This window comes from Falsiruegeria mediterranea M17 (assembly GCF_900302455.1).
GTDB lineage: Bacteria > Pseudomonadota > Alphaproteobacteria > Rhodobacterales > Rhodobacteraceae > Falsiruegeria > Falsiruegeria mediterranea.
On sequence record NZ_ONZG01000006.1, the window covers coordinates 152,640 to 164,395 of the forward strand.

Consider the following 11,756-nt stretch of genomic DNA (forward strand, 5'->3'; position numbering starts at 1 on the left):
GAAGGGGACACCGCCCCTGCCACTGCGCAGCTTTCTCGGCTGATTTTGGCAAAAGGAAGAGGCGGCGTGGCGCTAAAACCACTGCCCCGGTTCCATCAGCCCCAGATCAAGCAATTGGCGCGAGTGCCATTCGAAGGGGGTTGAATTGTGCCAGCGAAAACTTTCGATCTCGAAGGTTGAGCCCGGGTTGCGTTTCAGTGCCTTAGTGGTGCGGAACGAACAGATTGCTGCGGTCAGGTTGTGATGCCAGGGACAGGCGTAGGTGTTGTATTCCTGATCCTCGAACGTGTGGTTGGGCAGCAGCTTGAGCCCGGGGGCTGACTTGAACAGAGCGATCCGGTCGATCTTGCGGCTTTCCTTTGGAATGTGTTCTTCGTACCGCCAGCGAACCCCGCCGAAGAAATCCAGTTGCCGCTCTCGCGGGTGGCCGGTTTCAGGGTCTTTCCGAGCCTGAGCATAATAGCCGGATTTGTCGAGATTGGCCTTGTCCAACGAGACGCCGTTGGGGTGCGCCTTCAGGTCATCGGCATACAGATCGATGACATAGGCCAGCATCGAATCCCGCCGCTCTTCGGTGTGGAACATCAGCATTTCGCCAACGCTGCGTGTCTCGCAGAAGGGATAGAACAGGTATTCGGTGTTGTAGCAGTAGTACATCCACACACCGGGTGCGGCTTCGATGATCCGGTTGATGGCCTCGACAACCGATTTGCGTGGGCCGCAGTCAAAGGGGATGCGGTGGACCCGCGCCTCGACATCCTTGGGAAGCTGGAACGCGTCGGGCATGAACGCCAGGACAGCGGCAAAGCCACATTGCAAGTGATGGCGCATCGTGGTGGCCAGTTCGACATCATCCTCGACAAAGATCAACGCCACCGGGCCTTTGGCCAGCGTGTCCTTGCCTATGCGCAAGAGATGATCGAGTGAGTTGTATTCCATCTGCGCGTCCTTGATTTGCCGTGCTGGCATCAAACACCAAAATCGGTTAATTGCACGTGCATTGCAAGCGGTGCCGGAACGGTATAAAGCCCGCCGCTGATCCCGCGAACGCAAAGGCCAGAATAATGTCCGAGCCCAAGAAGCTGTATATCAAAACCTATGGCTGCCAGATGAACGTTTACGACAGTGAGCGTATGGCCGAGGCATTGGGTGGTAAGGGCTATGTCGAAACCAAGTCGCCGGATGATGCGGACATGATCTTGCTTAACACCTGCCACATCCGGGAAAAGGCCGCCGAAAAGGTCTATTCCGAGCTGGGCCGGTTCAAGGGACTCAAGGCCGAGAAACCGGATCTAAAGATCGGTGTGGCAGGCTGTGTGGCCCAAGCCGAGGGGCAGGAGATCATGCGTCGCCAGCCACTGGTCGATCTGGTCGTGGGGCCGCAAAGTTATCATCGCCTGCCCGAGATGGAGGCGAAGACGCGCGAAGGCGAAAAAGCGCTCGACACTGATTTTCCAGAAGAAGACAAGTTCGAGAAGTTGAAAAGCCGACCCAAGGCCAAGCGTGGCCCGACCGCGTTCCTGACCGTTCAGGAGGGGTGCGACAAGTTCTGCGCCTTCTGCGTTGTGCCCTATACCCGCGGGGCCGAGGTAAGCCGCCCGGCAGATCGCATTATCCGCGAAGCCAACGAGTTGGTCGAACGCGGCGTGCGGGAAATCACCCTTCTGGGTCAGAACGTTAACGCTTACCACGGGGCCGGCCCAAACGGTGACATGACCCTGGCGCAGCTGATTTGGGAGTTGGACAAGGTCGATGGGTTGGAGCGCATCCGGTTCACCACCAGCCACCCAAACGACATGATGGATGATCTGATCGAAGCGCATGGCACTTGTTCGAAGCTGATGCCCTATCTGCACCTGCCGGTGCAGGCAGGGTCGGATAAGATCCTGAAACGGATGAATCGCAGCCACACGGCCGAAAGCTATCTGAAGCTGATCGAGCGTATTCGCGCAGCGCGACCCGACATCGTCATGTCAGGCGATTTCATCGTGGGCTTTCCCGAAGAGACCGAAGAGGATTTCCAGGCCACGCTCGATTTGGTTGAGCAGGTCAAATACGGCTACGCCTATTCGTTCAAATACTCGACCCGCCCCGGCACCCCGGCGGCAGAACGGCCACAAGTCGATCCTGCAGAGGCTGACGACCGCTTGCAACGCCTGCAAGCGATGATCACCCGCCATCAGCGCGAGATCCAGGACAGCATGGTGGGCCGCGAGGTGAGCGTCCTATTCGAAAAAGAGGGGCGGTTTGACGATCAGATGGTCGGCAAATCTGAATATCTGCATGCGGTTCACGTGACCGGATCTGGTGCAGAAATCGGCGACATTGCGCGCGTCAAAATCGTCTCTTCCGGCGCAAATTCTCTGGCTGGCGAGGTCATCCGCTGATCGCGCTGAGATTGTGCCCGGGCGACTCACTCAATTTGTGTTTTGGGTCAAAATTGCCAAATTGGCGACAATCGCGTGAATTTCTGGTGAGTGTTCTCTGATCTGCCACAATATATGGTGGATTTTGCTTCACAATTATCTCTTCTTTTCCTAACCTTAAGTCAATTGGGTTATAGGTGCTCGCCGATGCACGTCAGCGGTGCCAATTTTTTGGGGGAACTATGGTGAGGGATATCAGCGGTGTTTAGTTTGAAAATCAAGAGCGCTGTAGCAGCGCTTGCTGCCATTGTTGCGATTGCCGGGGTCACTGCCACCCCCGCCAGCGCACAGAACCAACGTACAGTCATCGGTGAGCGCTATGTACCCACAATCTGGGTCGACCCGGATGGGTGTGAGCACTGGGTGATGGATGACGGGGCCGAGGGATACATGACTCCGCACGTCAGCCGTCAAGGCATCCCGGTCTGCCGCCGTGGTAATCTTTGCGGCACGTTACCTGCGGATCAGTTCTTTGCCACTGACAGCTTCCGCATCAGCTCGGCTGGTCAGGCGCGTCTTCGCGAGTTCTTTCAGACCACAGGGGCCAATGGCTACATCGTCACTGGCCACACCGACAGCCGCGCTTCGGACGCCTATAACCTGCGCCTGTCGCAGAACCGGGCCAACTCGGTTGCACGCGTCGGTCGCAGCTCGGGGGCTCGCATCGTCGATGTGCGCGGCTATGGCGAGCGTGATCCACGGGTGCCGAATACCAGTGCGGCGAACATGGCGCAGAACCGCCGTGTCGAAATCATCTGCGTGAACTGAGGAGAGCTGTCATGAAACTTATCAAAGGCATTGCGCTTCTCGCAGCCATAGGTGGCTTGGCTGCTTGCGAAATCTCTGACAAGACCGTTGACCGGGGCATCGATGCCAAGGACCTGTCGAACCTGAAGGCCGGCATCTGGGTTGATCCGCAAGGGTGCGACCACTGGATCATCGACGACGGCCTCGAAGGGTACCTGTCCCAGCGTCTTGACCGCAACGGCAAGCCGGTCTGCTCGGGTGCAGCTCCTCCGGGTGTGGCGACGGGGCCGTTCAAGAAAGGTTCGAATATCGTCGACGCGCTCTGATCGCGCTTGGATATCACACAAAAACCGCCCGGCAGGAATCTTGCCGGGCGGTTTTCGTTTGAACATGAGTACGTGCGAGCCCGGCAGAATTTTGCCTCTGTCTTCACCATTTTTGTTTCAGTTGGGTGAAAAGTGAATATGGCGACTTGCGCGTGCGCCGTGATCGTGGCTACGCTTGGGTCAGACTGCCAAAACAGGAGAGCAGATTGGCCATTGGTGCCCTGACCCCACCGCCAACCGAAGGCGCCCCCCGCGAGGCGCAGATCGAATTTTCTGACAACCGACTGTTGATCGACCTTTGCGGCGAATACGACCGCAACCTGGCCATGATCGAAAAGGCGCTCGACGTGCAAATCGCACGGCGCGGGAACCAATTGGTGATCATGGGCGGCGAGGCGTCGCAGAAGCGTGCTCTCGAAGTGCTGCAGGCGCTTTATGACCGCTTGCAGGCGGGCCGTACTGTTGAACCCGGCGACATCGATCGCGAGCTGCGTATGGACACCTCTGCAAAGGACACCGGCGCGCGCGACGGCGACCAACTGGAGATGTTCAAGGGCGGCAAGGTCGAGATCAAGACGCGCAAGAAACTGGTTGAGCCGCGCACCGACGCGCAAAAGGCCTATGTCCAGTCTCTTTTTGAAAACGAGTTGGCCTTTGGCATCGGCCCGGCCGGCACCGGTAAGACCTATCTGGCCGTTGCTGTGGGGGTGTCGATGTTCATCGGCGGCCATGTGGACCGGATCATTCTGTCCCGTCCGGCGGTCGAGGCCGGTGAAAAGCTGGGCTATCTGCCCGGTGACATGAAGGACAAGGTCGATCCCTACATGCAGCCTCTTTATGACGCGCTGAACGACTTTCTGCCGGGTAAGCAGCTGGCCAAGTTGATCGAGGAAAAGCGAATCGAAATCGCGCCGCTGGCCTTTATGCGGGGCCGCACGCTGGCCAACGCATTTGTTGTTCTGGATGAGGCGCAAAACGCCACCACCATGCAGATGAAGATGTTCCTGACTCGACTGGGTGAGGGGTCGCGCATGGTCATTACCGGTGACCGGTCCCAGGTGGATCTACCGCGCGGGGTTCAATCAGGCCTGCAAGACGCCGAACGTCTGCTCACTTCAATCCCCAAGATCAGCTTCAACTACTTCACCTCTAAGGACGTCGTGCGCCACCCGCTTGTCGCCGCCATCATCGAGGCGTATGAGGCGGACTCTGGCCGTACTTGAGGCCTGGGCAAAGAGGCAGAGATGCTGGATATCGCAATCGAAGACGATCGCTGGCAAACCGCCGGTCTTGAGGCGCTGGCCGAACGCGCCGCAACCCAGACGCTTGGTCATCAGGGGCTGGACGCCGACGAGGCGGAAATTTCGCTGTTGGCCTGTGATGACGACCGGATCGCGGTTCTGAATGCCGAGTTCCGCGATAAACCAACGCCGACCAACGTGCTCAGCTGGCCAGCGCAAGAACTGGCAGCGGTTGAGGCGGGCGGTCACCCGGCCCAACCAGAGCCCGATTTCATGGGTGAACTGGCTTTGGGAGACATCGCGATCTCATACGACACCTGCGCGCGTGAAGCTCAGGCCGCAGGCAAGCCGATGGTCGATCATGTGACACATTTGATCGTTCATGGGGTGTTACATCTGTTGGGCTATGACCATATCCGTGACGCCGATGCCACTGTTATGGAGGCATTGGAAGTCGAGATACTTGGCAAAATGGGCATAAATAACCCATATATGGAGTAATGGGGCCTTTAGGCCTTAGTGTTTGGATTAGGAATAATGGGCGACACAGACGGCAGTTCTAACGCAGCGCATCGCGCGCAGCTACAGGACCAAGCAGATTTTTCTACCGGTGATACGTCGGCAGAACGGGGCTTTTTCTCACGCATCATGGATGCGATCTCTCCATCGGAAGAGCCCGAACCGGTGGAGGCGAACCAACCGGCAGACACCGCATCTCAACCTCATGGCATGATCAACCTGCGCCGAATGCGGGTCGAGGATGTGGCAATCCCCACGGCTGAGATTGTGTCTGTGCCCAATACCATCACACGCGACGAACTGGTGCAGGTGTTTCGGGAAAGCGGTTTGACCCGAATCCCGGTGTATGAGGGGACGCTGGACACGCCGCTTGGCTTTGCCCACCTCAAGGACTTTGCCCTGATCCATGGTTTCAACGGCAACTCGACCGAGTTTGACCTGCAATCCATGGTCCGGCCGCTGCTGTTTGTTCCGCCATCCATGCCAATTGGCGTCCTGCTGGCCAAGATGCAGACCGAGCGGCGACATATGGCGCTGGTGATCGACGAATATGGCGGGGTCGATGGCCTGTTGACGATCGAGGATCTGATCGAACAGGTCGTGGGCGAGATCGAGGACGAACACGACACCGGCGAGGATCAGACCTGGCTCAAGGAAAAGCCCGGTTGCTATGTGGCTCAGGCCCGTACGCCGCTGGATGAGTTTGAGGCCGAGATTGGCCGCTCGCTGACCAAGCACGAGGATGTCGACGAGGAAGAGATCGACACGCTCGGGGGTCTGGTCTTCATGCTGTCGGGTCGTGTGCCCGCGCGCGGCGAGGTTGTCTGCCACCCCGATGGGCCTGAATTCGAGGTCATCGACGCCGACCCCCGCCGGATCAAGCGTCTGCGGGTTATGCTGCCCGATCTGATCGAATGAACCGACTGCTGGCGGGGCCTTTATGGTCAAGAATGGCGCTGACAGTACTGCTTGGCGCCATCGCGGCCTTTGGCTTGGCGCCGTTTGGCGCATGGTGGGCAACTCTGGCGGTTCTGATTCTGATCCCTTCGATATTGGTGTCAGCCACCACCCGGCGTCAGGCCTTTGGTCTGGGGTGGGCCTTGGGGCTTGGGTACTTCGCTCATGCGTTGCTGTGGATTGTCGAGCCGTTCTTTGTTGACCCCGAGCGCCACGCCTGGATGGCGCCGTTTGCCCTGATTTTTCTGTCAGGCGGGCTGGCCCTGTTCTGGGGCGCGGCCTTCTGGGTCGCTCAATGGCGTGGCGGATCGTCGGCACGGCGGGTTTGGCTGTTGATCTGTACCCTGTCGGTGGCCGAGTTTGCGCGGGCTTATGTGTTCACGGGGTTTCCTTGGGCTGCCCTTGCGCAGATCTGGTTCGACACGGATGCTGCGTTGTTGCTGGCCTGGGTAGGGCCGCACGGGCTTGCACTGGTTACAGTCACGGTGGGTTTGGCAGCAGGTCTGCTGTTGGTCGACCCGCGCCGCGCGCTTTGGAATGCCGCGCCTTCTGTGGGCTTCGCCGTTGCGATTTTTGCTGTGGCAGCAACCGCGCCGCAGGTCACCGGGACCGGTCAAACCGTCCGCCTGATCCAACCCAACGCGCCGCAGCACCAAAAGTGGGACCCGGCTTTTACGCCAACCTTCTACGAGCGTCAGATCGAATACACCGCTGCCTTGCCGCGCCCCGACCTGATCGTCTGGCCGGAAACCGCCGTTCCCGTGTGGCTGGAAACCGGCGGTCCGGCGCTTGACCGGATCGTGGCAGCGGCAGACGGCGCAGCCCTGGCGCTTGGCATTCGCCGGTCTGAAGGCAGCCGCATCTTCAATTCGATGGTCTATCTGGATCCCCAAGGCCGGATCGCGGGCGTTTATGACAAGCACCACCTGGTGCCTTTTGGCGAATACGTCCCCTTTGGCGATCTGATGGCCCGGGTCGGAATCTATGGGTTCGCCGCCAACAGCGGGCAGGGCTTCAGTTCCGGTCCTGGCCCCGAGTTGGTGTCAATGGGCGCATTGGGCGACGCGCTGCCACTGATCTGTTACGAGGCGGTGTTCCCGCAGGACATCAATGGTGCCAACGCCCGGCCCGAGTTTCTGTTGCAGGTCACCAATGACGCCTGGTTTGGCGCGCGTTCTGGCCCATACCAACATCTGGCGCAGGCCAGAATGCGTGCGATCGAGCAGGGTGTGCCCCTGATGCGGGCGGCCAACACCGGCGTTTCCGCCATGGTTGATCCGCTGGGACGTATCACGGCCAGCCTTGCTTTGGGTCAGGCGGGTTATGTCGACGCAGAACTGCCCGCGCCACTGCAGCCCACGCTCTATGCGCGCACAGGTGATTTGATGGCGCTGGTGGTTTTGGCTCTGTTGACCCTTGCTGTGGCTGCAAGTCAACGTCCCAAAACGCGTCGCAAATAGGCGTTGACGGCCCCAATCCTCCCGCGTATCCCTCGTTGAAATTGTCACAACGGCTTCCTGGCGTGACAGTTCTAACCCTAATGGAGCACTATTGATGTCCCGAAATAACTACACATTCACTTCGGAATCCGTTTCCGAAGGGCACCCGGATAAGGTCTGCGATCGGATTTCGGATGCTGTATTGGACGCATTTCTAAGCGAAGAACCCGAAGCCCGCGTTGCGGCAGAAACCTTTGCCACCACCAACCGAGTGGTCATTGGCGGCGAGGTTGGCCTGTCGGATCAGGACAAACTGCGCGATTACATGGGCCGGATTGACGAGATTGCCCGCGCCTGCATCAAGGACATCGGCTACGAGCAGGACAAGTTCCACCACGAGACGGTCGAGATCACCAACCTGCTGCACGAGCAGTCGGCGCATATCGCCCAGGGTGTGGATGCCGCCGACAACAAGGACGAAGGTGCTGGCGACCAGGGCATCATGTTCGGCTATGCCACCACCGAGACCGAGGCGCTCATGCCTGCCCCGATCCAATACAGCCATGCGATCCTGCGTCGTCTGGCCGAGGTGCGCAAGAACGGCACCGAGCCCGCGCTTGGCCCCGATGCCAAATCGCAGCTTTCGGTGATCTATGAAAACGGCAAGCCAGTGGGCGTCAGCTCGGTCGTGTTGTCGACCCAGCACCTGGATGAGGCGCTGACCAGCGACGACATCCGCGCTATCGTCGAGCCTTATATCCGCGAAACCCTGCCCGAGGGCTGGTTGACCGCGGCGACCGAATGGCATGTGAACCCGACCGGAAAATTCGTGATCGGCGGCCCTGATGGTGATGCAGGCCTGACAGGCCGCAAGATCATCGTCGACACCTATGGTGGTGCGGCCCCGCACGGCGGCGGAGCGTTCTCGGGCAAAGATCCGACCAAAGTGGACCGTTCGGCGGCCTACGCGGCGCGCTATCTGGCCAAGAACGTTGTGGCAGCGGGCATGGCCGAGCGTTGCACTATCCAGCTGAGCTATGCCATCGGCGTCAGCAAACCGTTGTCGATCTATGCGGACACCCACGGTACGGGTGAGGTTGCACCGGCGGCAATCGAAAAAGCGATCGACCAGGTTATGGATCTGACCCCGCGCGGCATCCGCTCGCACCTGGGTCTGAACAAGCCGATCTACCAGCGCACGGCGGCGTATGGTCACTTTGGTCGCACTCCGGATGAAGACGGCGGTTTCAGCTGGGAACGCACAGATCTGGTCGAGGCGCTGAAAGGCGCGGTCTGAAGCCAGGCTTTGAGGTTTCAAAAAGGGCGACCCAATCGGGTCGCCCTTTTTTGTTTGCTGGCCTCGAGACTATTGGCTCGGGGATGCTCCCGCCAGTCGTACGTGCATCAAAGATACCCTCCTCCCGTTGGGCCGGGCCGCGCTACGCGCGGCGGTTGGTGTGTGTAGCGAAGCACTCGGTTGCAGCGCGACCGCGCCGAGCCGTAGGCGAGGCGCCCGGCCCAAGGCCGCCGGCGGTGCCGACGCAGTCGGGATCGTGCGGGCGCGGGAGCGCTCCGAGTTTTGGGGTTACGAGGCGCCGGGTTGTGTTGTAGGTCTGCCTGTTCGTTTGGGGTCAGGGGGGCGGCAATGCAGCGGATCATGATCATTGGCGGGCCGGGATCCGGCAAATCCACCATGGCCCGTGCGCTTGGTGCGCGGCTGTCTCTTCCGGTTGTTCACATGGATCCGATTTATTGGCAAGGCGATTGGGTCGAGCGCGGCAAGGCAACCGTGATGCAGATGGCCAAGGCCGCTGCGGACGCGCCCACTTGGGTTTTTGATGGCAACCATTCGCGCAGCATGGACTATCGCGCGGACCGTGCCGATACGATCATCTTCCTGGACATGCCGCGTTGGCTCAGGACTTGGCGCATCCTCTGGCGCTCGGCACGCTTCTATGGGCGGACCCGGCCCGACATGGGGCCCAATTGCCCCGAGCGTTTTGACCGCGGCTTTCTGAGCTTCAGCTGGAACTACCAGACCGACGGACGTCTGCGGGCCTTGGACTTTGTTGCGCGTTGGTCGGGCAGGCGCGACACCCATATCCTGCGTTCGCGATCCGAGGTGCGTAGGTTCCTGCGGCAGGTTTGACGCAACACCCCATCTTGCAACGATGGGCCCAAGCCAGTATGGGCCGGGGCATGAGCACTGATCACCCCAAACGGCCCCGCCGGAACTTCTATGGCCGCTTCAAAGGCAAGAGCCTGAAGCAGAGCCAAAAGACCTATCTGGACGAGGACCTGGCCGCCCTGGCGCCGGGCGCTGTCGGCTGGGACGAGAACCCCACGCGCGAAAATCTGGACCTGGACGGCCTCTTTGGCGGCAAACCGATCTGGTTGGAAATCGGTTTTGGGGGCGGTGAGCATCTGGTGCACCAAGCAGCCAGCAACCCCGACGTTGGGATCATCGGGGCCGAGCCCTATATCAACGGTGTCGCCATGCTGTTGGGCAAGATCCGCAGAGCAGGTGTTGAAAACCTGGCTGTGCATCCCGGCGATGCGCGCGATCTGTTCGACGTGTTGCCGGATCAGAGTATTTCCAAGGCTTTCCTGCTCTACCCCGACCCCTGGCCCAAGACCCGCCACCACCGCCGCCGCTTTGTGACGCCCGAACATCTTGAGCCTTTGGCGCGCGTGTTGAAGCCCGGCGCGATCCTGCGGGTGGCCACCGATATTCCCGACTACGTCCGCCAGACCCTGGAAGAGGTGCCCAAGGCGGGCTTTGACTGGCTGGCTGAACGCCCCGACGATTGGCGTGTGGCTTGGGAGGATTGGATCTCCACCCGCTACGAGCAAAAGGCTCTGCGCGAGGGCAGGGTGCCGCACTATCTGACTTTCCGTCGACAGGGCTGAAAGGGGTGTTAGACTGACGGCATTCATTCTGCTTTATGGAATTTTGCCATGTCCAACATTCGCATCACGAACTGCCACGTGCATCTGTTTCACGCCGATCACGTGCCCGAAGATTACCCCTATTGGGCGCTCAAGCCCTTCAAGAACATGCCCTGGCTGATCAAGGGGCTGGAGCTTGGGATGACCTTGATCGGGCAGCACCCGATTGCCGACAAGCTCAGCCGTCTCTATCGCTTTCAACAGGAAACACAGGAAGGCAGCCAGCGCGCCATTTTGGACAACGTGCGCCATCACTACCCGTCAGATACCCGCTTTGTGGTGCTGCCGATGGAGCTGTCGGCCTTTGGCTATGGCGCCCCAAAAGTGCCGCTTGCCGTGCAGCATGACGAGTTGGCCGAGTTGGCGCGCGACCCTGACGTCGGCGCCTCGGTCATTCCCTTTGCCACGCTCGACCCGCGCGCCGACCCGCAGGCCACCGAAGTCTGGCGTGCCGTTGACCAGCTGCGGTTTCGTGGGGTCAAGATCTATCCGCGCCTTGGATTTGCCCCCACCGATCCGCGGCTGATGAAGCATCTCTATCCACGGATGGAGGTGTTGGGACTGCCGCTCATGACACACTGCTCGCGCGGTGGGGTGCAAGGGCGGGAGCTGTCGGATCATTGGGCCGACCGCTATACCGAACCTGATGCGTATATCCCGATCATGAAGGCCCACCCCAAGCTACGCATCTGTTTGGCACATTTCGGCGGGCAGCGCGATTGGTCGGCCTATGTGAATCCCGACCAACGCAGCCCCTTTGCTGATGAGTATCGCAACAACTGGCAGGTTCGAATCCGCGAGATGATCTGCAGCGGCGATTATCCGGGGCTGTGGACCGACATCTCGTACACGTTGTTTCATTTTGAGGATTACGTGCCCTTCCTGCGGCTCTTTCTGCTGGGGGATGAGCCCGAGCATGAGCGGTTGCGCTCCCGTGTTCTCTTTGGGTCGGATTTCTACATGACCCGACAAGAGAAGCTGTCCGAGAAGGCAGTGTGTTTCCGGCTGCGCAATGCATTGGGAGAGGAAGTTTTTCGTCAGATCGCCGAAGAGAACCCGGCGCGCTGGCTGGGCGAGGCTTGATCATCGCGGCTGTGTTCGGATGTTCCGTATTTGAGACGAGAAGAAACGGCGGCTGAATGCCGTCTCTTC

Annotated in this window: 12 protein-coding genes and 1 riboswitch; of the genes, 11 read left to right on the top strand and 1 reads right to left on the bottom strand. The window is 59.8% G+C overall.

Annotation, left to right across the window (positions count from 1 at the left end):
• Positions 1-72: 72 nt before the first annotated feature.
• A complete protein-coding gene (locus TRM7615_RS13275; RefSeq protein WP_108788591.1) occupies positions 73-939 on the bottom strand; it encodes a hypothetical protein in 867 nt (288 codons plus the stop codon).
• A 125-nt stretch (positions 940-1,064) separates the two neighbouring features.
• Here TRM7615_RS13275 and miaB point away from each other — a divergent pair, with 125 nt between their 5' ends.
• The 11 genes from miaB to TRM7615_RS13330 all read left to right on the top strand — a co-directional run bounded on the left by miaB (position 1,065) and on the right by TRM7615_RS13330 (position 11,687).
• On the top strand, positions 1,065-2,387 hold the full coding sequence (gene miaB, locus TRM7615_RS13280; protein WP_108788293.1) for a tRNA (N6-isopentenyl adenosine(37)-C2)-methylthiotransferase MiaB: 1,323 nt from the start codon (positions 1,065-1,067) through the stop codon (positions 2,385-2,387).
• Between the two features lie 240 nt (positions 2,388-2,627).
• Positions 2,628-3,194, top strand: a complete 567-nt coding sequence (locus TRM7615_RS13285; RefSeq protein ID WP_370739813.1) for an OmpA family protein — start codon at positions 2,628-2,630, stop codon at positions 3,192-3,194.
• A gap of 11 nt (positions 3,195-3,205) precedes the next feature.
• On the top strand, positions 3,206-3,499 hold the full coding sequence (locus tag TRM7615_RS13290; RefSeq protein ID WP_108788295.1) for a hypothetical protein: 294 nt from the start codon (positions 3,206-3,208) through the stop codon (positions 3,497-3,499).
• Between the two features lie 206 nt (positions 3,500-3,705).
• A complete protein-coding gene (locus TRM7615_RS13295; protein WP_108788297.1) occupies positions 3,706-4,722 on the top strand; it encodes a PhoH family protein in 1,017 nt (338 codons plus the stop codon).
• 21 nt (positions 4,723-4,743) lie between these two features.
• Complete coding sequence (gene ybeY, locus TRM7615_RS13300; RefSeq protein ID WP_108788299.1) at positions 4,744-5,241, top strand: rRNA maturation RNase YbeY; 498 nt, start codon at positions 4,744-4,746, stop codon at positions 5,239-5,241.
• A 36-nt stretch (positions 5,242-5,277) separates the two neighbouring features.
• Positions 5,278-6,177, top strand: coding sequence for a hemolysin family protein (locus tag TRM7615_RS13305; RefSeq protein ID WP_108788301.1), 900 nt, complete (start codon positions 5,278-5,280; stop codon positions 6,175-6,177).
• A 32-nt stretch (positions 6,178-6,209) separates the two neighbouring features.
• The gene (lnt, locus tag TRM7615_RS13310; protein WP_235824093.1) at positions 6,210-7,676 is read left to right on the top strand and encodes an apolipoprotein N-acyltransferase; all 1,467 of its coding nucleotides are present in this window, start codon (positions 6,210-6,212) and stop codon (positions 7,674-7,676) included.
• Positions 7,677-7,714: 38 nt separating this feature from the next.
• Positions 7,715-7,764: riboswitch (SAM-SAH riboswitch) on the top strand.
• Positions 7,765-7,770: 6 nt separating this feature from the next.
• Complete coding sequence (metK, locus tag TRM7615_RS13315; RefSeq protein ID WP_108788305.1) at positions 7,771-8,952, top strand: methionine adenosyltransferase; 1,182 nt, start codon at positions 7,771-7,773, stop codon at positions 8,950-8,952.
• 348 nt (positions 8,953-9,300) lie between these two features.
• Complete coding sequence (locus tag TRM7615_RS13320; protein ID WP_108788307.1) at positions 9,301-9,804, top strand: AAA family ATPase; 504 nt, start codon at positions 9,301-9,303, stop codon at positions 9,802-9,804.
• 50 nt (positions 9,805-9,854) lie between these two features.
• Positions 9,855-10,565, top strand: a complete 711-nt coding sequence (trmB, locus tag TRM7615_RS13325; protein ID WP_108788595.1) for a tRNA (guanosine(46)-N7)-methyltransferase TrmB — start codon at positions 9,855-9,857, stop codon at positions 10,563-10,565.
• A gap of 48 nt (positions 10,566-10,613) precedes the next feature.
• Positions 10,614-11,687 (top strand): amidohydrolase family protein, encoded by a 1,074-nt coding sequence (locus TRM7615_RS13330; protein ID WP_108788309.1) that lies wholly within the window; start codon positions 10,614-10,616, stop codon positions 11,685-11,687.
• Positions 11,688-11,756 lie beyond the last annotated feature (69 nt).

Excerpts from the sequence above, each read along its gene's own strand:
- TRM7615_RS13275 (WP_108788591.1), bottom strand. The coding sequence starts at position 939 with ATGGAATACAACTCACTCGATCATCTCTTGCGCATAGGCAAGGACACG.
- miaB (WP_108788293.1), top strand. The coding sequence starts at position 1,065 with ATGTCCGAGCCCAAGAAGCTGTATATCAAAACCTATGGCTGCCAGATG.
- TRM7615_RS13290 (WP_108788295.1), top strand. The coding sequence starts at position 3,206 with ATGAAACTTATCAAAGGCATTGCGCTTCTCGCAGCCATAGGTGGCTTG.
- ybeY (WP_108788299.1), top strand. The coding sequence starts at position 4,744 with ATGCTGGATATCGCAATCGAAGACGATCGCTGGCAAACCGCCGGTCTT.
- TRM7615_RS13305 (WP_108788301.1), top strand. The coding sequence starts at position 5,278 with ATGGGCGACACAGACGGCAGTTCTAACGCAGCGCATCGCGCGCAGCTA.
- lnt (WP_235824093.1), top strand. The coding sequence starts at position 6,210 with ATGGCGCTGACAGTACTGCTTGGCGCCATCGCGGCCTTTGGCTTGGCG.
- metK (WP_108788305.1), top strand. The coding sequence starts at position 7,771 with ATGTCCCGAAATAACTACACATTCACTTCGGAATCCGTTTCCGAAGGG.
- TRM7615_RS13320 (WP_108788307.1), top strand. The coding sequence starts at position 9,301 with ATGCAGCGGATCATGATCATTGGCGGGCCGGGATCCGGCAAATCCACC.
- trmB (WP_108788595.1), top strand. The coding sequence starts at position 9,855 with ATGAGCACTGATCACCCCAAACGGCCCCGCCGGAACTTCTATGGCCGC.
- TRM7615_RS13330 (WP_108788309.1), top strand. The coding sequence starts at position 10,614 with ATGTCCAACATTCGCATCACGAACTGCCACGTGCATCTGTTTCACGCC.